This is a genomic window from Cellulophaga baltica, assembly GCF_900102165.1.
GTDB classification, from domain to species: Bacteria; Bacteroidota; Bacteroidia; order Flavobacteriales; family Flavobacteriaceae; genus Cellulophaga; species Cellulophaga baltica.
This window is the reverse complement of record NZ_FNBD01000007.1, coordinates 132,216-155,777: the sequence shown is the minus strand read 5'-3', so window position 1 is coordinate 155,777 and position 23,562 is coordinate 132,216. Positions and strand designations below refer to the sequence as shown.

Sequence of the window (23,562 nt, the reverse complement as noted above, 5' to 3'; positions counted from 1 at the left end):
CTAATAATTTAAATATAGTACATACAGCTTATTTTTACGGAGATAAACCTTCCGTATTATTAACAAAATAGTTAACAAAATAAGTTTAATACTGATTTAAAATGGATATAATTTGTTGGCAACCTGCTGTAATCTCCTGATTGGAAATGGTTAGCGGTGGAGAAATACGTACTGCTTTAGGCTCAAACAATAGCCAAAAAAGAATTAGTTTTTCTTTGGCAGCAGTTAGTATTAAATGGTTTGCGACTTCTAAGTCTTCAACAATTAGAGCGAGCATTAATCCCTTTCCTCTAATTTCTTTAATTAATTTGTGCTGTAATAAGGTTCTAAAAAGCCTTTCTTTTTCTAAAGTATCTGCAATTAAATTTGTTTCAGTAATCTCACGTAAAGTAGCCAAACATGCTGCTGCAATTACGGGATTACCTCCAAAAGTAGTAATGTGGCCTAATTTTGGAGCGTCCTGTAGTGTTTGCATCAAGCTGCGTGATGCTACAAATGCACCTACAGGTAAACCGCCTGCCATCCCTTTTCCTATCACTAAGATATCCGGAATGCAATTATAATGTTCAAAAGCAAACAATTTTCCTGTTCTACCAAAACCAGGTTGTATTTCGTCTAATATGAGTAGTGCGCCTACTTCCGAGCAGCGTTTTCTAATTTTTGTTAAGAAATTATTTTCAGGAACAATAAATCCCGCTCCTCCTTGAATCGTTTCTAGAATAACACCAGCGGTTTTTTCGGTGATGGCTGCAATAGCGGATTCATCATTAAACTGTAAAAACCGAACATCTGGTAATAAGGGTCTGAATGCACTTTTTCGTTCTTCATAGCCCATTACACTTAAACTTCCCATGGTATTGCCATGATAGGCATGTGTAGCTGCAAAAATCTCTGTTCTGCCTGTTGCTCTTCGCGCTAATTTTAAAGCTCCTTCAATAGCCTCGGTACCTGAATTAACTAAATAGGTGGTTTCAAGACTTTCAGGAAGTAATGAGGCTAGGAGGGTGGTATATGCTACAGCAGGTTTTTGAATGTATTCCCCGTAAACCATTACATGTGCATAAAGGTCTACCTGATCTTTTATAGCCTGTGATACTCTTGGATGACAGTGTCCCAAACTACAAGCGGAGACTCCAGCTACAAAATCTAAATGTGCGTTGCCGTCCGTATCATAGATGTAACTTCCTTTAGCATGAGAAACTTCTAAGGCTAGAGGGTGTGGCGTTGTTTGAGTTTGATGTTTGTAAAAGTCTTCTTTCATACCTTTAATTAGACTTTTTATCAGCAGCTTTAATTTTGCTAGACTTACTTTTGGTGACCACAGCTTTGCTGCTAGGCGATGGGCTAGCAACATTCGTGGGTAAATTATTTACAGGATCTGATGCATTTTTACTGCGTTGCTCTTCCTCTGCATCAATGTCAATAGGGTTTTCTATTCCTTGAATAACCACGAGCTTGATGTTGTTATCATCTTCATCAAAGATATCATCTTTAGTTAAAATACGTTCATCGCCGCGCCAAACCATTCCTTTCAAAATTCTTAACTCTTCTTCTAAATCTTTCTCAGGAAAAATATCACCATCAGGATCTACATAGAAGGTAAGGTCTTCAACATCATTATTTACAAAAGTGATGTTGATTTTACTACAGATGGTTTTATTGATTCCAATTAGTTCTTGGTCGTCATTATACATCCAGTAAACAACTTCGGTATTTCCTATCAAGTCTACTTCATCTAAAGTGTTCTCAAGAAATTTCCCGTAAAGATCTATTCCTTTTGCTTGGTTGTATCCTGTTTTTCCTATGGTGTCAAAAGAAACTATAAAAGCATTTTTTATCACTTTTAGAGAATCTAATTTTTCGGTTTCAAGGTCTGATATCAAATGAATACTATCTCCAGTCATTTGATTTTCGCCATTCCATATCACGGGGTAATATTTTGGCCAATTTATTTCTTTGGTATCCTTCGGGATTTTTTTTCCAATCAATTGTGTTAAGCCGGTAATTTCTTCTACATGAATAGAATCTGCTTTTCCGCTTAAATCAGTTTTGTAAAATTTAGCATTTTTAAAAGCGCGCATGATTCTCTTTTCCGGTTTCCCGGTGATCATTAAAGTGTCTCCATGTATGTAAAGCGAATCTTTTTCTACCAAACTAATGGCTACTGCTCTTTTTGTTGCAAAAACAGAATCTTTAGCTTTAAATACCTCGGCATAATGTGCGCGAATAATGCCATTATTTATCGTGTCTGTAATGGTAATGTTATTAGTTGCAGAAGCATATTCCTTGGCTTTGTTGAAATAAACGCTATCTCCAACAATTATTCTGTTGTTATAATCTATTCGTGTGTTCTTAATTCCGTAACCACTCTCTACCTTGGTATCATAAAAGCCACGCTCACAATAAATTTTGTAGGTTTTACCTGTTACGGTAGAAGGTCCGTACATATAGGCGTTCTTAGAAGAAGTATAATAATCAAGCTGTTTAGAATCTACTTTGTATTCAGGGTTGTCTATATGCACGCTATCTAGAAACTGATATTTTTTTGTTTCCATGTAATAGCGACCAATCTGGCTGGTAAGGGTATTGGTAGAATCTATGACCGTACCAAAATCTTTATAGTATGCTTCTTGCTTCTCACGATCAAAACGTAGGGTATCCGTTTCTAATCGCATTCCAGGGTTTTGTTCTAAAATTACATTTTGCCATGCTTTGGCAAGCTTTGTATTTCCATCATAATCTACTTTGCCACTGGTCATTTGAACAGAATCTCCTTGTTGAAGACGTATATTACCTACTGCTTTCAATCGGTTTTCCTTCTGATGAAATATAGCATAATCGCACCATAAATCGGCTCCTTGGTGCTCAAATTGCACCTGTCTGTCATCCATACTAAATATGGAAGCGCCAGGATATTTAGCTTCATCTTTAGTAAAGGTACCACCGTAAACAATATTTATTTGCTTGTTTTCAGCAAGTGTGTCTTGCTGTGCAAAACTTAAGGCTGAACTAAATAGGACTAAAAATAAAACAAAGAGTTTTTGCACTAGGTTTAAAATTTTGCTCAAAAATAGGGATTTTTAATACAGGCAAAAGCCGATTAGCATAAATTTAGTATTTCCCCCACTATTATAGTCTAACGGCTGCGAAATAAATAAAACTATCTAGAGGTTGTTTTAGTATGAAAGGCTAATTGAATATTCAATAATTAAGCTTTTATTAATATAAAATCTTCTTCTTTATGCTTTTTATTCAATAAAAACGGAACAATTTTTTGTCTATCGGTGATGTGTGAATATGGGAAAAAAGAGATTATTTTGTCATTTTTGATAATAAACATTAAAAACTCCCCTTTTTGTATGTCATCTGAGAATATCCAGAAATAGATAAAATCAGTATTTGAGTAATGAATATTGTTTAATCGTTCTTCTGAACTCGTTCCTTTAAATAAAATAAGAGCCTCTTTATACGATACTACTTGGCTCTTGGTTATCTCTTTTGTGGAACTACTTGTTCTTAATTGATCCACAACAAATGGTATTAAGAACTCAAATTTGGGATTTCCTTTCGAGGATTTATGAACGTCGGTATAGGCATAGAACTGTGGAAGATCTAACGAGTCACTTTTTAGGATATCATTAATAAAAGATACTATAACTTCATTTTCAACATGTGTCTTTTCTTGCCCCTTACAGTGACCATAAGATAAGAAAAGTATGATGCATATGAATTTAATTGAAAGCTTCATTTTATTGAATTTTTAGTGATAGGCTATCTCTAGTCCTATTTAATCTAATATAGAGATTTTAATTAGAACTATATACGTTTGTAGAGGACTAGGTATAAAAAAAGCCACTCGAAAGTGGCTTTTAAATTTATCTGTGTATTGTTTGTGTCCTATCTGGACCAACTGAAACTATTTTTATAGGCACTTCTAATTCCTTCTCTAAAAATAAAATATATTCATTCAAAGCTTTAGGGAATTGATCTTCAGAAGTCATTTTTGTCAAATCTTCATTCCAACCCTCCATCTCTTTGTAGATAGGAGTTAAGTTTTCTGCTTCAATATTATACGGTAAATGAGTGATAGTCTCTCCTTTGTAATTATAAGAAGTACATACTTTTAGTTTTTTAAAACCACTAAGCACATCGCCTTTCATCATCATTAATTCTGTAACGCCATTAATTTGAACAGCATATTTTAAAGCCACTAAATCTAGCCATCCGCAACGTCTTGCTCTACCAGTGGTAGCACCAAACTCATTACCAACTCTACCCATAGTTTCTCCATCGGCATCAAACAATTCCGTAGGGAATGGTCCGCTACCTACACGGGTAGTATATGCTTTAAAAATACCTTTAACATCGCCAATTTGATTAGGAGCAACTCCTAAACCAGTACATGCACCTGCTGCTGTTGTGTTAGAAGAAGTTACAAACGGATAGGTTCCAAAATCAATATCTAACAGCGATCCTTGTGCCCCTTCTGCTAATATTTTTTTACCTTCTTTTTGTGCTTTAAATAAATATTCTTCACTATCAATAAAAGTAAGTTCTTTTAAAGCTTCTACAGCCTTAAAAAATTCTGCTTCTAACTCAGGTAAATCATATTGTATGTCTACATTGTAAAAACCAATCATAGCTTCATGCTTATCAGCAAGAATTCTATATTTTTCTTTCCAATCAGAAAATTCTAAATCACCAACACGCATTCCGTTTCTACCGGTTTTATCCATATATGTTGGACCAATACCTTTTAGTGTAGAACCAATTTTTGCTTTTCCTTTAGCTGTTTCAGAAGCTGCATCAAGCAAACGGTGTGTAGGTAAAATTAAATGTGCTTTTCTTGATATTAATAAAATCGATTTAATATCAAGATTAAATTGCTTTAAGTTATCTAATTCTTTTTGAAAAATGACAGGGTCTATTACCACTCCATTTCCAACTATATTCATTGCACCTTTATGAAATATTCCTGAAGGTATCGTATGCAAAACATGTTTGATACCATCAAATTCTAAAGTGTGTCCTGCGTTTGGACCCCCTTGAAAACGCGCTATTATGTCGTAATCTTGAGTAAGTACATCAACAATTTTTCCTTTTCCTTCGTCTCCCCATTGAAGCCCAAGTAGTAAATCTACAGCCATTAGTGTATTTGGTTAGTTGTTTTTATTATCGTCGTTGTTTTCTGCTTTGTTTTTTGTGCCATAGAAATAAAGCGAATGATTTGTTATTGAGATATCAAATACTTCTTCTATAGTCTTTTTGATAGATTGAATACGAGGATCGCAAAACTCCATAACTTCGCCGGTATCTGTAAGAATTACATGATCATGTTGGCGATCAAAATATGATTTCTCATATTGTGCTTGATTCTTTCCAAACTGGTGCTTACGTACCAGTTTACAGTCCAATAAAAGTTCTATGGTGTTGTATAGTGTAGCACGACTTACCCGATAGTTTTTATTTTTCATATTGATGTACAAACTCTCAATATCAAAATGTTCTTCGCTATCGTAAATTTCTTGGAGTATAGCGTATCGTTCAGGTGTCTTCCGGTGCCCGTTTTCTTCTAAAAATTTTGTAAAGACATTTTTTACGATGTCTTGGTTCTTGTTATTGCTCATAAGAACTTTTGCATCATTCAGGTTGCAAATGTACAGCTAAAATTTAAATTCTAGTTACTTTGTCTATACCGTTAATGCCCTTTAAATTGTTGATAAGTTTTTTTAATATTTCATTATTCTTAACCACTACCGTTATTTTTCCTTTAAACGTACCGCCATCTGTGCTGAAATTTATGTTGCGCATGTTCACGTGCATATTCCCAGAAATAACCTCTGTAATGCTGCTCACTAGGCCTAAATTATCAATACCTGTAAGGTTAATTTCTGCGGTAAATTCTTGTTGACTAGAATCTATCCATTTTGCACTTATGATTCGGTATGCATAGTTAGACTGAAGTGATATGGCATTAGGACATGTTTTTGCATGTACCTTAATACCTTCATTAATACTTAGAAATCCAAACACATCATCTCCTGGAATAGGATTACAGCAAGGAGACATTTTGTACGGCAATTTCTCTTCTTCTTTGCCAAAAACAAGTAAATCATATTTAGAAGTAATCTCGTCTTTATCTACATCTTCTAAAGTCTGTGGCCTACGAATTCTATTCTTAAAAAAGTTAATAAATGCATTACTATCAGAGGCACTATATTCTTTTATCTTCTGATTGTCTATGGCGCCAATACCTACTCTGTAAAATAAATCTAAGCTTGTTTTAAGCTTAAAGTATAAGACCATTTTATTAATGGTGTCTTCAGAGAAATTAATTTTTTGTGACTTTAATTTTCTTCGTAAAATTTCTTTACCCTCTAAGGCTACACTCTTTTTTTCCTCGCGTAGCGTAGATTTTATTTTAGCTCTAGCACGTGCTGTTGTAGCGTAATCTAGCCAACTTTGATTAGGATGTGCATTTTCTGAAGTAATTATTTCTACTTGATCACCACTGTTTAATGTGGTGTTTAAAGGTACTAATTTGCCATTAACCTTTGCACCACGGGTGTGCATACCTACCTCTGTATGAATATTAAATGCAAAATCTAGAGGTGTTGAGTTTTTAGGGAGCGATTTTAACTCTCCCTTAGGGGTAAATACAAAAATTTCTTTTGAATATAAATTTAACTTAAATTCTTCTACAAAATCTACAGCATTCGTATTTGCATTTTCTAATGCTTCTTGTAGCTTATTAAGCCAATCTTCAATACCTATTTCTTTTTGATTGCCATGCTTGTATTTATAGTGTGCAGCATACCCTTTTTCTGCAATTTCATGCATGCGTTCACTTCTAATTTGTACTTCTACCCATTTACCCATAGGACCCATTACCGTGATGTGCAAGGCTTCATATCCCGTAGATTTAGGCGATGAAATCCAATCTCTTAAGCGCACAGGATTTGGTGTAAAGTGATCTGTTACAATAGAATAAATTTTCCATGCTAAAAACTTTTCATTCGGTTTGTCTGATTTATAGATAATCCGAATCGCAAATTTGTCATAGATTTCATCGAAGGTAACGCTTTGCGCAACCATCTTCTTACGGATCGAATAAATAGATTTCATTCTTCCTTTAATGGTGTAGTTCAGTCCTTCTTTGTCTAAAGAATCACTAATAACGCCAGAGAAATCTTCAATATATTGTTTTTGCTCTTCCTTGGTTTCTTCAATTTTGCCAAGGATATCATTGTAAACTTCAGGCTCCGTATACTTTAAACTTAAGTCTTCGAGCTCCGTTTTAATATTATAGAGCCCAATTCTATGTGCTAATGGGGCGTAGATATAGAGTGTTTCTGAAGCTATTTTTACTTGCTTATACTCTGGCATCGAATCCATCGTAAGCATATTGTGGTACCGGTCTGCAATTTTAATAATGATTACACGGATGTCATCATTAAGCGTTAATAACATCTTTCTAAAATTTTCTGCCTGCTGAGATATGTTCATATCTTTTTTCAGGTGAGCAATTTTAGTAAGTCCGTCTACAATACGAGCAACACTTTCTCCGAACATACGTTCAATATCATCCAAAGTGTATTCTGTATCTTCTACCACATCATGTAGTAGCGCAGAAGCAATTGAAACAGCGTCTAAACCAATTTCAGAAGCTACAATTTTAGCCACAGCAATAGGATGAAAGATATAAGCTTCGCCAGATTTTCTACGCTGATCTTTATGGGCGTCAACAGCAGTGTCAAATGCCGTCCTTATAAGTTTTTTATCTTCATCGGTAAGCGTTTGATAACTGATACGGAGCAATTCCTTGTACTGCTTCGCAATCTGTTTATTTTCTTTTTCTATATCAGCTTCTGTCATCATCTCTTAAATTTAATACAATCCGTTTAACTATCCTACAAAAATTATGCCTTTAGGTTTTTAATTCGGGCTATTAATGGTGGATGTGAATAATGCATAAAAACATAAGCAGGGTGGGGGGTGAGATTACTTAAACTATTTTTTGATAATTTTTTTAAAGAGGTGATTAATGGAGTAGCCGAAAATGTATTTTTCGCAAAATCATCTGCTTGGTATTCAAATTTCCTAGATAGAATATTCATCACCAAACCAGTAATTTCTGAAATAGGACTGTATAAAATTCCGAAACCAATTAATGCAGCATGAAAACTAGGAACACTCACGCCAATAGCTAAAGAAACTTCGGGTGTGTTCACAAAAAAGGATAGTACAAATAGCGTAAATCCTGTTAATAAGATACTGCTAATTAAGTTAAAGATAATATGTTTGCGTTTGTAATGGCCTACTTCATGGGCTAAAACAGCCACAATCTCGTCTTCATTTAAATCGTTAATTAAGGTGTCATATAAAGTTACTCTTTTTTCCCTGCCAAAACCAGAGAAGTAAGCATTCGCTTTTGTAGATCTTTTGGAGCCATCAATCACAAATATATTTTTGAGTTCAAAACCTACTTTCTGTGCGTAGGTTTCAATCTTAGTTTTTAAGGAACCTTCCTCTAAAGGCGTTTGTTTGTTAAATAAGGGTACAATTAATTTACTGTAAAAAAGATTCATGACTAGCGCAAATACGGCCATAAAGCCCCAAGCATAGATCCAGAAATTTGTACCTGCCCAATTGTAAAATGAAATAAACAGAGCGATGACTATTCCTCCTATAACAATGGTCATTGCCCATCCTTTTAATTTGTCAAGAATAAATAATTTAAGGGTAGATTTGTTAAATCCAAATTTCTCCTCAATAACAAACGTAGAATAGTAACTAAACGGTGTGGTGATAAGATCACTCCCTATCATTATAATTCCAAAAAAGATTAGAGCAATAACAATTGTGTTGTCAGAGAAAGATCTTGCTATGGTATCTAAATACTTAAAACCGCCAAAAATTAAAAACGATAAGGTTAGTACTAACGAAAAACTAGAAGTTATTAGTCCAAATTTATAATTAGTTTCTTTGTAGTCTTGAGATTTTTGGTATTCTTCGGTATCAAAAACATCATGTAATTCTTCAGGAATAGGATCTTTGTAACGCTTAGCATTTAAAAAATCTAATGAGGTTTCAAGTATAAATTGAAGACTTACAATGGCAATGATGAGGTAAAATAATACGTCGGATGTCATTTTGTATGTTGGTTGTTAGCGTTGGTTTTTACAAACTTCGTTGCCTTTTGGCTTCAAAAATTACGATAGCCGCAGAAACAGAAACATTCATAGAGTCTATTTCTCCTTCCATAGGAATAATGATGTTCTGCGTAGCATTTTCTAGCCATTCATTAGATAGTCCTGTTGCTTCCGTACCAACCACGATGGCAGCAGAAGTTTTGTAACTAACATGGGTATATACTTTTGATGCAGTTAATGCAGCACAGAAAATATTAATGTTATTCTGTTTTAAAAACGCAATAATTTCCGTGGTGTTGCCCATGGCAATAGCATTTGTAAAAACACAACCTACACTTGACCGTATAATATTAGGATTGTATAAGTCGGTTTTTGGATTTGCAATAATTACAGCATCAAGGTTTGCAGCGTCTGCAGTCCTTAATAGAGCGCCAATATTACCAGGTTTTTCTGGTGCTTCTGCAATTAGAATTAAGGGATTTTTATTTTTAAATTTTAATTCACTTAATTGATGAACTTTAGCTTTAGCGATGGCAATAATTCCTTCTGTGGTTTCACGGTAGGCAATTTTTTGATATACTTCTTTAGAAACACTAATGAGTTCTGGTTGTGGACTCAAAGATGCTATTAAAGCTTCAATTTTAGTTTCCGAAAATAAATCTTCGGCATAAAATATAGTTTCAATGCTATAATTACCTTTAAGTGCTAATTCAAATTCGCGTATGCCTTCTAATAAAAAGCTCCCTGTTTTTTTACGCTCTCTTGATTTGTCTTTTAAGACTAAAACATTTTTAATGAGCGCATTTTGAAGACTGCTAATATGTTTGGTTGAATTCATTACTGCAAAAATAAACTAATCTTAATATATCGACCTTAAAATGTATTAAGTTAATTTGCGGTAAATTAAAGCTATTATTTTCGGCAACACTTGTAATGAACATATGTTTTTACCGACTCAGCAGTTCAATCCATAAAATACATAATATGCGCTTAGTACTTATTTCGTTAGTTGTAACGCTCCTTTTTTCGTGTAAAGACTCAAAAAAGAAAGAGCAAATTTCTGAACCGGTAAAAGAAACTATAGAAGAAGTTTCTTCAACAGAAAGTAAGGAGGAGTATCCAGAAGATTTCATGAAAGTTTTAGAGGCACATGGCGGTATTGCTACATGGAGAGCTCAAAAGACCTTAACTTTTGTTAAACCAAATGATAAAGGATTTGAACACTATACCATTGATTTACATACTAGAAATGAAAAGGTAGTTTCGGAGGAAGTAGAAAGGGGTAATGAAGGTGATAAAACGTGGGTCTTAGATCCTGAAAATAATTTTAAAGGTGACGCTGTTTTTTATAAAAACTTATATTTTTATTTCTATGCGATGCCATTTGTATTAGCAGATAAAGGAATTAATTATTCTGAAACAGAAACATTGGAAGTAGACGGTGTTTCTTATCCTGGAATAAAAGTAAGCTTTGATCAAGGCGTAGGCACCTCTCCAAAAGATAATTACTATTTGCATTATGACCCAACAACAAATCAAATGGCTTGGTTAGGGTATACCGTTACCTATAGGACAGGAGAGAAATCTGATAAAATTAGTTGGATTAATTATAATGATTGGACCGAGGTTTCAGGATTAAAATTACCAAAATCTATCTCTTGGCATAAAGCCGAAGGAAATAAGATTATGGATGTTGCTAAAACGGTAGTTTTTGAAAATGCGACCCTTTCTGAAAAAGGAATGGAAAATGGCTATTATGCTAAGCCAGAATCTGCTATCTACGTTACCCGTAAGTAATCTCAAAAATATAACAGCTTAGGATTTTTATTGCGAGTGATTATCCGTAACTTTCTGCTTCAAAAGTATTATAATGAAAGTTTTATTATTCGGGATAGCAAAAGACATTATTGGAGCTTCTGAATTTGAAGTTCCTGCACAACCAAAACACCCCTCAACCGTAAAAGAGTTAAAGGATGTTTTGGTTGTTTTGTTTCCAGAATTTGGTACCCTATCTTCTCTGGCTATTGCTATAAATAGTGAGTACGCAGAAGAGAATGCTTTGTTACATTCAACCGATGAAATTGCCATAATACCACCAGTAAGTGGGGGCTAGTTTTTTAGCGGTGTTAGTAAGGTTATTTTATTTTTTAACGTTTAAATTAGTTGGTGTTTTATAGCATCCTTGGCTTATGTTGGTAGACAATCACAATAGAACTATTAATTACCTGCGTTTAGCGGTTACAGACCGTTGCAATTTACGCTGTAATTACTGTATGCCGTCTGAAGGAATAAATTTTGCGGAGAACGATAAACTTTTTACTATAGAGGAATTAATTACACTGAGCAGAATTCTAGTGTCTCAAGGCATCACCAAAATTAGAATTACTGGAGGGGAACCTTTTGTTCGTAAAGATTTAATGGTTTTGCTTCGAGAACTTTCTAAAATGGATGCTTTGGAGGATATTTCTATAACAACAAATGCCACCGTAATAGCACCGTATATTTCAGAATTAAAAACCTTGAGAATTAAAAATATCAATGTAAGCATGGACGCTATTACTAAAGATGTTTTTGAAAAAATTACCCGACGCAAACAATATGATATTGTCTATGAAAATATCATCCGTTTAATCACTGAAGGGTTTAATGTACGGATTAATTGTATTGCCTTAGAAGGGCAAAATATTGATGATATTATTCCGATGTTAGATTTAGCGAAACATTATAATGTTTGTGTTCGTTACTTAGAAGAAATGCCGTTTAACGGAGGTTCAAAAGAGTTTAGCGCCATCACTTGGGATTACAAAAAGATTTTGGCTCATATCGCAGAAGCGTATCCAGATTATTACCTCTTAGAATCGCCAAAAACTTCTACATCTATGAATTATAAGATTCCTGGTTTTGCGGGTACCTTTGGGGTTATTCCTTCTTTTACAAGAACCTTTTGTGGGTCTTGTAATCGTTTAAGAATTTCGGCAACGGGAGATGTCATTACGTGTTTGTATGCTAAAGCAAGTGCTAATTTAATTACGGCGCTTCGGGCAGAAAATTCAGAAGAAAATGTAAAAGAGGCTATTTTAAAAGCAGTGGGCAGTAGAGCTAAAACTGGTTTTGAAGCACAAGAACAATATAAAGGAGTTTTTTCAAACTCTATGACTTCAATAGGAGGATAATGGAAAACAAATTATCACATATAGATGATTCAGGAAACGCAACTATGGTTGATGTTTCTCAAAAAGAAATTACAGCACGAATAGCGATAGCGACCGGAAAAGTCGTTTTTCCGCAGGAAGTATTCCACACACTTTCTGCTCAAGATTTTTTAGGTAAAAAAGGGAGTATTATTCAAACCGCAGTTATTGCCGGGATACAAGCCGTAAAAAGAACTTCTGATCTAATACCGCTTTGCCATCAAATAGCCTTATCTAAAATAGCTATTGATATTCAGCCAATAGGTACAAGTTTACATATATCGTGCACGGTAAAATGTAATGAGCGCACAGGAGTAGAGATGGAAGCACTAACAGGAGTTTCTGTAAGTGCCTTAACTATTTATGATATGTGTAAAGCATTATCTCAAGATATCACCATTACTGATGTGCAACTTGCTAAAAAAACGGGAGGGAAGAATGACTTCAATAGATAAGCTTTACGGATTGGTGCTTTCTGGAGGTAAAAGTACCCGAATGGGAACAGATAAAGGTTTAATTACTTATCACGGCATTCCACAACGTGATTATATTTATAAATTGTTGGAAGAGGTTTGTGATGCAACTTTCTTGAGCATACGAGAAGATCAAGCAGCCACGATTCCAGAAAATTTTCAAATAATTACAGACGAGAATAAATTTAAAGGTCCGTTTAACGGAATCTTATCAGCACACAAAAAATACCCCAAAGTAGCTTGGTTGGTCTTAGCTTGTGATTTGCCCTTAATAGATGTTAAGGCATTAAAAGAACTCATACAAGCTAGAGATACCACAAAATTAGCCACGTCTTTTGCCTTAAAAGAAAACCCATTACCAGAACCTCTGTGTGCATTGTGGGAAGCAGAAGGTTTAAAGGCCGCGGTAGACTATATGAATTCTGGAGAAGGTAGTTGTCCTCGAAAGTTTTTGATTCGCAATGATGTTAGCCTTGTTTTTCCTTCGGATGAAAAGGTACTCCTTAACGCCAATTCAGTCTCAGAATATGAGGAAGCATTAAAAATTGTAGCAAAGTGATGAATTTAGAACGCTATACCCGACAAACACAATTAAAAGAATTTGGTTTAGAAGCACAAAAGAAGCTTTCTGAAGCTAAGGTTTTAGTAATTGGAGCTGGTGGTTTAGGTGTTCCTGCATTAACCTATTTAAATGCTATGGGTGTGGGCACTTTAGGGATTGTAGATAGTGATGTGGTAAGCTTGTCTAATTTACATCGGCAAGTGAGTTATTACGAAAATGAAGTAGGGGAATCTAAAGTAAGTTCTCTTATCAAAAAATTGCAGGCTCAAAATTCAGCAACCAATTTAATACCACACCATACTTTTCTTTCAACAGAAAATGCGTTGGCTATAATTGCTGCTTATGATGTTGTTTTAGATGCGTCAGATAATTTTCCTACCCGTTATTTAGTAAATGATGCTTGTGTTATTCTTAAAAAACCATTTGTATATGGCGCTTTACATAGCTTTGAAGGACAGGTAAGTGTATTTAATTTTGAAGACGGACCAACATACAGATGTATTTTTCCAACAATGCCAAATCCGGCAGAGATTCCTAATTGTAATGAAAACGGGGTTCTAGGAGTAGTACCTGGAATTATAGGAAACTTACAGGCCTTAGAGGTTGTAAAAGTTATCACCGGAATTGGTGAAGCGCTCTCAGGTAAATTTTTACTATTTGATGGGTTGTCTCAAAACTATCGGAAAATAAATTTCAAGAAAGTAGCAGGAAACGACGCTATTATACATTTGAAAGATTCTTATGAGTTTAGTTGTGAAATAGGCGGGAGTGCAATTACTTCCCAAGAATTAACTGAACTTTTAAAAAAAGAAGACCTTCAAGTAATAGATGTCCGTACTGATGCGGAATACCAACAATTTCATTTAGAAGAAGCCATACATATTCCTTTATCAGCTTTAGAACGTAAGCTAGAAGCTATTAATTATTCAAAAGATATTTATGTTATCTGCCAATCAGGGATTAGGAGTCAGAAAGCTATACAATTAATTGGCGCCTTTAAGCCAAATGCTACACTTATAAATGTTGACGGCGGTATGAATAAATTAAATAGATATGCTCTTAGATAATACAGAACTTTTACTGCTTTGTTTAGGATTTTTTATTGTTGCCACTTTGTATTCTTCAGTTGGTTTTGGTGGCGGATCTAGTTACTTAGCGCTATTGACCTTATTTTTGCCTAGTTTTTTCGCGATAAGATCTATTGCACTCATTTGTAATTTGGTAGTGGTAAGTGGTAGTAGTTATTTGTACTTTAAGCATGGTCATGCAAAAATCAAAGATTTTATTCCATTTGTTATTACGAGTATTCCACTGGCATTTATTGGAGCATCATTTAAGTTGAATGAGCACGTTTTTTTTATAATCTTAGGGATATCCTTAGTGCTTTCTGCTTTAGCTTTGGCGGGCCAAACTTTTATGAAAAAGAGAGCGGCTCAAGATGTAAAAAAGTATCCTACCTATTTCAATTATATTATGGGAGGAGCTATTGGTTTTCTTTCAGGATTGGTGGGTATTGGTGGTGGTATATTTTTGGCGCCCGTATTAAATCATTTCAAATGGAATACAGCATTAAAAATAGCAGCACTGGCTAGTTTTTTTATTTTAGTAAATTCTATTTCAGGATTGCTTGGAGTATTAAATAGCGGAACGATAGCCTTGCCTTGGAAAGAAACGATTCTCTTAATAATCGCAGTTTATCTTGGAGGGCAATTAGGAATACGATTAAGTTTAAAAAAATTAACTCCCAACAATATAAAGCGCTTAACAGCATTATTAGTTTTTGTTGTTGGAATACGAGTTTTACTTAAAAATGGATTGAACGTACTATGATTACATATGAAGAGGCATTTAGACGCGTAATGTTATACACAAAAGATTTTGGGACGGTATCTGTACCGCTTATGGAAAGTGTAAATTGTGTGTTAGCAGAAACAATTTATGCCGATAGAGATTTCCCACCTTTTAATAGGTCTACGAAAGATGGTATAGCACTACAGCATAGTGCCTTTGAAACTAATGAGCAAGTATTTAAAATTGAGGGCATTATTGGTGCCGGTTTAGCGCAACAGAAATTAGAAAACCCAAAGTCTTGTTTGGAAATTATGACAGGGGCTGTGGTTCCAGCGTATGCAGATACGATAGTCATGTATGAAGATATAGAGATTAAGGATGGTTATGCTACAGTGCATACGGAGCCGGTAAAAGGTCAAAACATACATCTTCAAGGAAGTGATAAAAAAGAAGGGACTGTTTTACTAGAAAAAGGGATAAGAATTTCTCCTGCTGAGATTGGTATTTTGGCCTCAGTAGGTAAAGCATCTGTAGTCGTACAAAAAACACCTACAGTTTGTGTTATTTCTACGGGAGATGAGTTGGTTCCTGTTTCAGAAATTCCCAAACCACATCAAATCCGTACTTCTAATGTGTTGTCTTTAAAGGCAGCTTTGCAGAAAGAAAATATTACGGCTACACATTTGCATTTAAACGATAACAAAGAAGTAATACAGGCGGCTGTTTTAAAAGCACTCACAGAATATGATGTCTTACTTTTAAGTGGCGGTGTCTCTAAGGGGAAATTTGATTTTATTCCTGAAGTAATGGATGAATTGGGGGTAGAGAAAGTTTTTCATAAAGTACTACAACGCCCAGGGAAACCTTTTTGGTTTGGTGTTCATGAAGAATATAACGCTATGGTCTTTTCTTTTCCAGGTAACCCTGTTTCTACGTTTTCTAATTACTGTGTGTATTTCGCTCCATGGTTAAAAAACTCTATGGGATTGGGTGTTAGAGATCGTTTTGTTGTTTTGAAGAACGATGTAGAGAAACATCCGATACTTACCCTATATATTCCTGCAGTTTTAGAATGGGATGGTGCAACATTATTGGCTAAAACTGTTGCAAATAATGGATCAGGAGATTTAACTTCCTTAGCAGAAATAGATGGTTTTGTTTGTTTACCTCCAGGAGAGGCTAACTATGAAAAAGGGGCACAAGTTCATTTCATACCTTCCAAATAAAATAGAAAAAGCGTCTAGAACTATCTAGACGCTTTTGTAAATTATGGGATAGCGAAGATTATTTCTGGCCTTCGTATTTTCCCATGTATCTTTTCCAAAGCTCTGTTTGGTGCGTCTCTAATGATAGATTACGACCATCAATATAAGCATGGCTTAATTGGTTGCTTCTGGTATCAAGAGCATCTCCTTCAGAAATGAAGAGTGTTGCACTTTTACCTACTTCTAAAGTTCCATAATCCGCATCAATACCCAATATTTTAGCATTGTTTCCGGTAATTAGTTGTAGTGCAGCTTCTTTATCTAAACCTTGACCTACAGTTTGCCCAGCATAAAAAGGGAGGTTTCTGGTTTGAAAATTGGCGGCTGAAGCATTTTGAATGCCTACTAAAATACCAGCATCAAATAGTAATTTAGGATTCTTATAGGGTAAATCATAATCATCATCTTCAAAATTAGGATTGTTATGCGTGAAGTTGACAAGAACAGCAATATTATTTTCTTTTAAGAAATCTGTAATTTTGTATGCTTGGTATCCACCAACAATAACTATTTCTTTAACACCGTTCGCTTTTGCTAGAGTAACGGCATCAATAATTTCTTTCTCACCATCGGTATAGATGTATAACTTCTGGCTGCCATCAAATAAACCAGCCATAGCCTTAAAGGCTAAGTTCATTTCTGGAGCGGCTGCCTTACCATAAGCCATAGAGTTTTTAAAGAAGCTAGTGATTTCATCTAATTCTTCTGCATACTTATCATTTGGCTTATATCCGCGTTCTTCGCCCATCCACCAGCGACCTTGTTTAAAAGAATTTGGCCAATTCATATGAATACCATCATCTACTTTCACAGCAGCGTCTTCCCAGTTCCAGGCATCAAATTGTACAATAGATGAGGTTCCGGAAATACGACCTCCTTGTGGTGCTATTTGTCCAATAAGTACACCGTTCGGGCGCATACTTTCTACCACTTTAGATTCTGCATTGTACGCTATTAAACTACGGATATGTGGAATCATATCACCCAATTCATCTTGGTCATCACTTGCGCGTACGGCATCTACTTCTACCAAACCTAAAGATTTAGCAGGAGCAATGATCCCTGGGTACACATGTTTTCCTGTAGCATTAATGATGGTTCCTTTTCTGGCAATTCTCATTTTGGCATCACCAACAAAGGTGATTTTACCACCTTCAAACATTAAAAGGGAGTTTTCTATTATTTTTCCATTTCCTAAATGTGCAGTAGCACCTTCAATGGTAATCGCTTCCGTCTGCGCAGGAGCAGGCGTCTGTTGTGCATATGTGAGCGAAGTGGCACATACTAATGCGAGTATATATATTATTTTTTTCATTTCTGTATTTTTAAAATTTATGCTTTTATAGGTAGTACGCTTAGATGTTGTCTTGTTCCCCTTTTACTGAGTAATAAGTACACATCAAAATATAAACCTATTATAAACTATCACAATGAAATTCTTCTTTGTCTTTTTTCATAGGCTTCCGTGTTGGTTTGCCACTTTCTTTTTCTTGAAGCATCATATTTATTAACTCATTGCGTTCTCTAGCAATAGCTTCTCTCTGTAATTTATCTTTCTCTAAATCAAAATATACAGCACCATCTACCATTGTCTTTTCAGATTTAGCATACATAGATAAAGGGTGATCAGACCATAAGACCAAATCCGCATCCTTACCTACTTTAATACTTCCAGTTCTATCATCTAGGTGTAAAAGTTTTGCTGGGTTGATGGTGACCATCTTCCAAGCTTCCTCTTCAGAAACACCACCATATTTTACAATTTTACCAGCTTCTTGGTTTAATCTACGAGACATTTCCCGGTCATCACTATTAATAGCCACTGTAATTCCTTGACTATGCATAATAGCCGCATTGTAAGGTATAGCATCATTTACTTCATATTTGTACGCCCACCAATCACTAAAAGTAGAAGCGCCAACGCCATGTTCTTTCATTTTGTCTGCTACTTTATAACCTTCTAAAATATGGGTAAAGGTGTTTATTTTAAAGTTGAATTTATCAGCAACTTTCATCAGCATATTTATCTCACTTTGTACATATGAGTGGCAGCTAATAAAACGTTCTCCGTTTAAAATCTCTGCAATTACTTCCATCTCTTGATCATAGCGATAGGGTTTGCCACTTTTCTTTAAAGCATCATATTCCTTACCTCTTTGAAAATAATTCATATACACTTGTTCAACACCCATTCTTGTTTGTGGAAAACGACTAAAACTACCCCAATTAGATTGTTTTACATTTTCACCCAAAGCAAATTTTATAAATTTAGGACTGTTGTCATAAATCATATTTTTAGCAGATTCTCCCCATTTTAATTTAATAATAGCAGATCTTCCTCCAATAGGGTTTGCAGAACCATGTAACAACTGACCAGAGGTTACCCCACCAGCCAAATTGCGGTAAATGTTCATGTCTTCTATATTTACAACATCTTCCATTGTCACTTCTGCAGAAGAATTTTGTCCTGCTTCATTTACATCTAAAAGTGCAATATGGGTATGCTCATCTATAATCCCTGCCGTTAAATGCTTTCCTGTTGCATCTACAACTTTAGCGCTACCAGCATTTAGGTTGGTCCCTATTTTAGTGATCTTTCCATTTTTCACTAAGACATCCGTATTTTTCAGAACACCAGCTTCTTCACCTGTCCACACCGTCGCATTTTTAAATAAGGTAGTTTCTTGCTGAGGAATTGATGTGTAACCATATCCAATATTAGGATAAGTGATTGGCATTATTTTAGGAGCCTTTTTGTCTTTTTCATCTTTCTCTTTTTCCTCAAAGCCTTTTAATTTATCAGCCTTAAAAAAAGATTCTTTTCCGTTTGGTAAAATTAATCTACCTGATAATTCATCTGATTCTGTTACCAAACCAGTCATACGATATACTTTATCACCTTCATCGGTAGAAAAGGATAGATCTAACCAATCATTAGCATAACTAATTTTTGAGGTTAGTTTTAAGGTGTCTTGCTTAATCTCAACTTTAGGTTTGCTAATTTCTCCACTTATAGAAATTTTAAATGTGGCTCCATCAGTATATAAAGAATAATCACCTCTAATATCTTTAACATTGATGTCATTAACAATAGTCTTATTTCCTTGTACCCAGTTTTCATATAAGGTGGTGCTTTTTTCAAACACATCGCCAGAAGTAATTAAAAAATTAGCATAGCTACCCGCTTGTAAGGTTCCTATTTTTGAACTTTTACCTAAGATGGCCGCGGGTACGGTAGTTAGGGCTTCTAAGGCTTTTGTTTTTGAAAGTCCGTAGGTGATAGCTTTCATTAAATTTTCTTTGAACTTTGCGGCAGATTTTGAATCGTGCATTGTAAAAGAAAAAGAAATCCCGTTATCCGACATCATTTTAGGATTCAAAGGAGCTTGGTTCCAATTACGCATGTCTTCTAAAGAAACATAACCAGCTTGGTAAGGATTAGAAACATCAAAAGCGTCTGGAAAATTTAAAGGCAGAATATATTTTGCGCCTGTAGCTTTTATTTCGGCCATGTTTTCGTATTCATCACCGCCGGCAACTATAGCATATTGTATACCATTTGCATCGCCAATTTGATCGGCTAGTAAATCATTACCTCTGTCTTTCCCTTCAAAAATTTGTACTAGATTTTTATTCGCAATCAAGGCCTCTAAAGAACGATCTTTGGTATCAGATTTTCCTTGAGCATACCAATTCATATCACTATACATTTGGCGTAATAAAGCCGTAGTTCCCATTAAGGAAGTTGGGTATGATTGATTTTTTATCACACTACGCTCAAAAGAAAAATACTGAGCAGATCTATCATCTAGTACCCGGTTAGCATCGGTACCTTCCGTGTTAAGGGCAATTAATACTCCAGTACCTCTAGCAATACCATCTTGAAGGTGTGAGTTGACAACGCCAAAACCAGCCTCTAATAGGCCTTTTGCTTTTTTGCTATCGTACTTAAAAGCAGAGATGCTGTTAGTTTCTGGCATAATATGATCATTCCAATAAAAGCCTTCTCTTGAAGGTTCGTATTCTGCCGTACGTCCACGTCTGCTTGGTCTTTTAGGTTTTTCGATACCAAAATCTGAATATACATCAATAAAAGAGGGGTAGATAGATTTACCACTTACATCAATAGTCACTGCGTTTTTTGGGATGGATACCGTTTTTCCGGCTTGTACTACCTTGCCATTCTGAATTAAAAGGGTCCCATTCTCAATAATTTGCGATGGGGTCACATAAATTTTAGCATTGGTAAAAGCTGTGTAGTTGTTGTTTTTAGATTTTACGCCATCATTTTTCGGAAAATAATCTTGCGCAAATAAATAACTGCTGCACCATAGGAAGGTGAGCACGAGTAATCGCATTTTCATATATGTAGTTTTAGTTAATTAGTCTTCTTAAAAATAAGTTAAATTGATAACCTACACAGGTGTTTGGATTATTTTTAACAGATTATTGGGAACGTTATAAGTACTTGCTAAAAAATGCGAACTAATTTTTGAGATAGGTATTTTAAAGGGGGTATTTTTGATGATAACTTACCATTAAATAGACCACTTTGCTGTAACTTTTAATTCCATCATTTTGTTTGTTTGCTTTAAGAAAAGAATTAAAAATGGCTTTGAAAACAGGTTCGGTGATGTTTTCATACCCCAACCAAAAGGCATTCATGGCTTCGTAATTTTGTATTACGCCACCATTAACTTTAGCAATTAAGGTGGTGAATAGCTCAGGATCATTTTCTTTAATATTACTTAAGCAATAACTAAGTGCGTAAGCGTATGCCGAATATTTGAATTGAATATCTTCATTATTTAAGGTGACAATGTAGCCTATTAGATTTGTTTCGTTTTCTGCCGAATATCCTAATTGATGGCCAATCTCATGACCACTTACGACTGGAAATCGGAAGGATGGAATGAGTCCGTTTACTTGTGCTTCATTCGTAAACGGATTTAAATAGCCACCATAGCCCATATAACTTAATGGATAGCTAAATAAAGATTCTTTGATACTGTGTTGGGTATAAGATAAGAAAGGATGTGTTTTTTCTAGTTGGGTATAGCCCTGAATAGTTTTGGTAAACATCTCCTTATTAGTATAGGTATTGATAACCATTTTAGAAGAGTCGCCCATAATACGCATTTGAGTTTGATTTGTTTTTAGAATCAAAGCATTAACAAAAGACACCAATTCTTCTTTGGTGCATTTTTCGGTAAGGGCTAGTTTTTTTGAAATAGGTTCTCTGTGGTAGTTTAAACCCCAAGAGAGATTAAATGTAAAATAGGCTACAGCGAGTACCATAGCTATATTTCTTAAAAATACTAATTTATGAGACCAAATGTATTTTCTTTTAACAACAAGGTATCTAATGGCATAAATAATTATAAAGGCATATATGATATCGCCAACGGAGAAAGGAACCCATCCTAAAATCAATCTAAAAAACGTAGAAGTGTAGGGGTAGATTCCTGTGCTAAAGTAATTTTCAATATACTCAGGGTAGTTGCTAAGCCATTGCACTAAGAAAATTTGCAGAGGTAAGGATAAGGCAATTACGTTTTTAAGTCTATTATTCATTCAGGTTGTTAAAAATTTATACATTCAAAAATAAGGTATTCTTTAAGTATCCGTATTTTTGAAGAAGATAAAATAAATATGAGTAAAGAGATAAGACAATTAGAGCCAAAAGCTGTTTGGAATAAATTTGCAGATTTAAATGCAGTACCAAGACCTTCTAAAAAAGAAGCCCGTGTTATTGCGTTTATGTTAGATTTCGGAAAGAGTCTAGGTTTTGAAACTTTTAAAGATGAAGTAGGGAACGTTATTATCAGAAAGCCAGCAACCAAAGGTTTTGAAAAACGTAAAATGGTGACGCTTCAGTCTCATTTAGATATGGTGCATCAAAAAAATAACGATACTGTTTTTGATTTTGATACCCAAGGTATAGAAATGGTTATAGCCGATGATTGGGTGAAAGCAAAAGGTACCACCTTAGGCGCCGACAATGGTATGGGAGTAGCTACCATTATGGCGCTATTAGAAAGTACTACTATTGATCATCCTGCGTTAGAGGCCCTTTTTACTATTGACGAAGAAACAGGTATGACGGGTGCTATGGGGCTAAAAGGCGGAGTTCTTAAAGGAGGTATTTTACTTAATTTAGATACCGAGGAAGATGATAAAATAGACATTGGTTGTGCGGGAGGTATTGATATAACCGCTAAAGGCAAGTACAAAGAACGTTCAACGCCAATGGGTACAGTATCTTTTGAGCTGAACGTTAAAGGGTTAACAGGAGGTCATAGCGGAATGGATATTCATAAAGGTCTAGGAAACGCTAATAAAATCATGAATCGCATCTTATTCTTAGGAGCAGACAAGTATAAACTTAGAATCTCTAGTATTAATGGAGGTAGCTTACGTAATGCTATTCCAAGAGAGAGTGTGGCTGTTGTAAGTGTGAAGAAAACACGTATTAAAGATTTTGAGAAAGATTTTGAAGTATGGTCAAACACAATCAAAGAGGAACTATGCGTAACGGAGCCTGATATGGTAATTAGTTTATCGGAAGCTAAAAAACCGAAATCGGTTATGAATTTTAAAACGCAATCTAAGCTTTTAAAAGCTTTGTATACCGCGCATAATGGAGTATATACTATGAGTGCCGCTATTGATGATTTGGTAGAAACGTCAAATAATGTGGCTCGTGTACTAGTAGAAGGTGGAAAAATACATATTGGTTGTTTAACGCGTTCTTCTGTTAATTCCTCTAAAATAGATTTAGCAAGCGCATTGCAGTCTGCTTTTGAACTAGCGGACTGTAAAGTTACCTTGAGTGGTGATTATCCAGGATGGAACCCCAACCCTAATTCAGCAATTTTAGAGGTGCTAAAAGCACAGTATAAGAAGGTGTTTAAAGAAGAACCAAAAGTGGTTGCTTGCCATGCTGGCTTAGAATGTGGTATTTTAGGACAGAATTACCCAGACCTAGATATGATTAGTTATGGTCCAACTATTAAAGGAGCGCATTCTCCTGATGAACGCGTTAGTATCTCATCTGTACAGAAGTTTTGGAAGTTTACGTTAGATATTCTTAAAAATATTCCGGAGTAAATAAACCATATGTGTACT

20 protein-coding genes are annotated in these 23,562 nt (G+C 35.0%); 9 read left to right on the top strand and 11 right to left on the bottom strand.

The window, feature by feature from the left end; genetic code table 11:
- Positions 1-85: 85 nt before the first annotated feature.
- From BLQ19_RS13320 to BLQ19_RS13285, 8 genes are all read right to left on the bottom strand, one after another.
- Entirely contained in the window at positions 86-1,261 is a 1,176-nt protein-coding gene (locus BLQ19_RS13320; RefSeq protein WP_074538671.1) for an aspartate aminotransferase family protein, read from the bottom strand.
- A gap of 4 nt (positions 1,262-1,265) precedes the next feature.
- Entirely contained in the window at positions 1,266-3,068 is a 1,803-nt protein-coding gene (locus BLQ19_RS13315) for an OstA-like protein (protein ID WP_083332250.1), read from the bottom strand.
- A 140-nt stretch (positions 3,069-3,208) separates the two neighbouring features.
- The gene (locus BLQ19_RS13310) at positions 3,209-3,748 is read right to left on the bottom strand and encodes a hypothetical protein (protein ID WP_074538670.1); all 540 of its coding nucleotides are present in this window, start codon (positions 3,746-3,748) and stop codon (positions 3,209-3,211) included.
- Positions 3,749-3,875: 127 nt separating this feature from the next.
- Positions 3,876-5,147, bottom strand: coding sequence for an adenylosuccinate synthase (locus BLQ19_RS13305; protein ID WP_024480017.1), 1,272 nt, complete (start codon positions 5,145-5,147; stop codon positions 3,876-3,878).
- Positions 5,148-5,159: 12 nt separating this feature from the next.
- Positions 5,160-5,627, bottom strand: coding sequence for a Fur family transcriptional regulator (locus BLQ19_RS13300; protein ID WP_024480018.1), 468 nt, complete (start codon positions 5,625-5,627; stop codon positions 5,160-5,162).
- 43 nt (positions 5,628-5,670) lie between these two features.
- Positions 5,671-7,875 carry a RelA/SpoT family protein gene (locus BLQ19_RS13295; RefSeq protein ID WP_024480019.1) on the bottom strand — a complete coding sequence of 735 codons (2,205 nt, stop codon included), beginning with the start codon at positions 7,873-7,875 and terminating at the stop codon, positions 5,671-5,673.
- 44 nt (positions 7,876-7,919) lie between these two features.
- A complete protein-coding gene (locus tag BLQ19_RS13290; protein ID WP_024480020.1) occupies positions 7,920-9,152 on the bottom strand; it encodes a M48 family metallopeptidase in 1,233 nt (410 codons plus the stop codon).
- Between the two features lie 28 nt (positions 9,153-9,180).
- Positions 9,181-9,990 (bottom strand): TrmH family RNA methyltransferase, encoded by an 810-nt coding sequence (locus BLQ19_RS13285; RefSeq protein WP_025614566.1) that lies wholly within the window; start codon positions 9,988-9,990, stop codon positions 9,181-9,183.
- Positions 9,991-10,136: 146 nt separating this feature from the next.
- On the opposite strand from BLQ19_RS13285, the gene BLQ19_RS13280 reads away from it, so the two are divergent.
- The 8 genes from BLQ19_RS13280 to BLQ19_RS13245 all read left to right on the top strand — a co-directional run bounded on the left by BLQ19_RS13280 (position 10,137) and on the right by BLQ19_RS13245 (position 16,395).
- Positions 10,137-10,949: a DUF6503 family protein gene (locus BLQ19_RS13280; RefSeq protein ID WP_074538669.1), complete on the top strand. Its 813-nt coding sequence runs from the start codon at positions 10,137-10,139 to the stop codon at positions 10,947-10,949.
- Positions 10,950-11,022: 73 nt separating this feature from the next.
- Positions 11,023-11,265, top strand: a complete 243-nt coding sequence (locus BLQ19_RS13275) for a MoaD/ThiS family protein (protein WP_029445882.1) — start codon at positions 11,023-11,025, stop codon at positions 11,263-11,265.
- Positions 11,266-11,341: 76 nt separating this feature from the next.
- Complete coding sequence (moaA, locus tag BLQ19_RS13270) at positions 11,342-12,325, top strand: GTP 3',8-cyclase MoaA (RefSeq protein ID WP_074538668.1); 984 nt, start codon at positions 11,342-11,344, stop codon at positions 12,323-12,325.
- On the top strand, positions 12,325-12,798 hold the full coding sequence (moaC, locus tag BLQ19_RS13265; RefSeq protein WP_024480025.1) for a cyclic pyranopterin monophosphate synthase MoaC: 474 nt from the start codon (positions 12,325-12,327) through the stop codon (positions 12,796-12,798). The genes moaA and moaC overlap by 1 nt, the downstream gene beginning before the upstream one ends.
- On the top strand, positions 12,782-13,375 hold the full coding sequence (gene mobA, locus BLQ19_RS13260) for a molybdenum cofactor guanylyltransferase (RefSeq protein ID WP_074538667.1): 594 nt from the start codon (positions 12,782-12,784) through the stop codon (positions 13,373-13,375). The genes moaC and mobA overlap by 17 nt, the downstream gene beginning before the upstream one ends.
- Positions 13,375-14,445, top strand: coding sequence for a HesA/MoeB/ThiF family protein (locus BLQ19_RS13255; protein ID WP_074538666.1), 1,071 nt, complete (start codon positions 13,375-13,377; stop codon positions 14,443-14,445). Before mobA ends, BLQ19_RS13255 begins: the two co-directional genes overlap by 1 nt.
- Entirely contained in the window at positions 14,432-15,208 is a 777-nt protein-coding gene (locus tag BLQ19_RS13250) for a sulfite exporter TauE/SafE family protein (RefSeq protein ID WP_025614572.1), read from the top strand. The genes BLQ19_RS13255 and BLQ19_RS13250 overlap by 14 nt, the downstream gene beginning before the upstream one ends.
- Entirely contained in the window at positions 15,205-16,395 is a 1,191-nt protein-coding gene (locus BLQ19_RS13245) for a molybdopterin molybdotransferase MoeA (protein ID WP_025614573.1), read from the top strand. The genes BLQ19_RS13250 and BLQ19_RS13245 overlap by 4 nt, the downstream gene beginning before the upstream one ends.
- A 58-nt stretch (positions 16,396-16,453) precedes the next feature.
- Here BLQ19_RS13245 and BLQ19_RS13240 read toward each other — a convergent pair whose 3' ends face one another.
- The 3 genes from BLQ19_RS13240 to BLQ19_RS13230 form a co-directional block, all read right to left on the bottom strand.
- Positions 16,454-17,749 (bottom strand): amidohydrolase family protein, encoded by a 1,296-nt coding sequence (locus BLQ19_RS13240; RefSeq protein ID WP_074538665.1) that lies wholly within the window; start codon positions 17,747-17,749, stop codon positions 16,454-16,456.
- A gap of 100 nt (positions 17,750-17,849) precedes the next feature.
- Positions 17,850-20,798 carry an amidohydrolase family protein gene (locus BLQ19_RS13235; protein WP_074538664.1) on the bottom strand — a complete coding sequence of 983 codons (2,949 nt, stop codon included), beginning with the start codon at positions 20,796-20,798 and terminating at the stop codon, positions 17,850-17,852.
- 142 nt (positions 20,799-20,940) lie between these two features.
- Entirely contained in the window at positions 20,941-22,008 is a 1,068-nt protein-coding gene (locus BLQ19_RS13230) for a DUF3810 domain-containing protein (protein WP_074538663.1), read from the bottom strand.
- 78 nt (positions 22,009-22,086) lie between these two features.
- Here BLQ19_RS13230 and BLQ19_RS13225 point away from each other — a divergent pair, with 78 nt between their 5' ends.
- Positions 22,087-23,544, top strand: coding sequence for an aminoacyl-histidine dipeptidase (locus BLQ19_RS13225; protein WP_074538662.1), 1,458 nt, complete (start codon positions 22,087-22,089; stop codon positions 23,542-23,544).
- Positions 23,545-23,562: the final 18 nt, after the last annotated feature.

Coding starts and splice junctions, on each gene's coding strand:
- BLQ19_RS13295 (WP_024480019.1), bottom strand. CDS start 7,875: ATGACAGAAGCTGATATAGAAAAAGAAAATAAACAGATTGCGAAGCAG.
- BLQ19_RS13250 (WP_025614572.1), top strand. CDS start 14,432: ATGCTCTTAGATAATACAGAACTTTTACTGCTTTGTTTAGGATTTTTT.
- BLQ19_RS13305 (WP_024480017.1), bottom strand. CDS start 5,147: ATGGCTGTAGATTTACTACTTGGGCTTCAATGGGGAGACGAAGGAAAA.
- BLQ19_RS13275 (WP_029445882.1), top strand. CDS start 11,023: ATGAAAGTTTTATTATTCGGGATAGCAAAAGACATTATTGGAGCTTCT.
- BLQ19_RS13230 (WP_074538663.1), bottom strand. CDS start 22,008: ATGAATAATAGACTTAAAAACGTAATTGCCTTATCCTTACCTCTGCAA.
- mobA (WP_074538667.1), top strand. CDS start 12,782: ATGACTTCAATAGATAAGCTTTACGGATTGGTGCTTTCTGGAGGTAAA.
- BLQ19_RS13320 (WP_074538671.1), bottom strand. CDS start 1,261: ATGAAAGAAGACTTTTACAAACATCAAACTCAAACAACGCCACACCCT.
- BLQ19_RS13300 (WP_024480018.1), bottom strand. CDS start 5,627: ATGAGCAATAACAAGAACCAAGACATCGTAAAAAATGTCTTTACAAAA.
- BLQ19_RS13240 (WP_074538665.1), bottom strand. CDS start 17,749: ATGAAAAAAATAATATATATACTCGCATTAGTATGTGCCACTTCGCTC.
- BLQ19_RS13255 (WP_074538666.1), top strand. CDS start 13,375: ATGAATTTAGAACGCTATACCCGACAAACACAATTAAAAGAATTTGGT.
- moaA (WP_074538668.1), top strand. CDS start 11,342: ATGTTGGTAGACAATCACAATAGAACTATTAATTACCTGCGTTTAGCG.
- BLQ19_RS13235 (WP_074538664.1), bottom strand. CDS start 20,798: ATGAAAATGCGATTACTCGTGCTCACCTTCCTATGGTGCAGCAGTTAT.
- BLQ19_RS13225 (WP_074538662.1), top strand. CDS start 22,087: ATGAGTAAAGAGATAAGACAATTAGAGCCAAAAGCTGTTTGGAATAAA.
- BLQ19_RS13245 (WP_025614573.1), top strand. CDS start 15,205: ATGATTACATATGAAGAGGCATTTAGACGCGTAATGTTATACACAAAA.
- BLQ19_RS13280 (WP_074538669.1), top strand. CDS start 10,137: ATGCGCTTAGTACTTATTTCGTTAGTTGTAACGCTCCTTTTTTCGTGT.
- BLQ19_RS13290 (WP_024480020.1), bottom strand. CDS start 9,152: ATGACATCCGACGTATTATTTTACCTCATCATTGCCATTGTAAGTCTT.
- moaC (WP_024480025.1), top strand. CDS start 12,325: ATGGAAAACAAATTATCACATATAGATGATTCAGGAAACGCAACTATG.
- BLQ19_RS13310 (WP_074538670.1), bottom strand. CDS start 3,748: ATGAAGCTTTCAATTAAATTCATATGCATCATACTTTTCTTATCTTAT.
- BLQ19_RS13285 (WP_025614566.1), bottom strand. CDS start 9,990: ATGAATTCAACCAAACATATTAGCAGTCTTCAAAATGCGCTCATTAAA.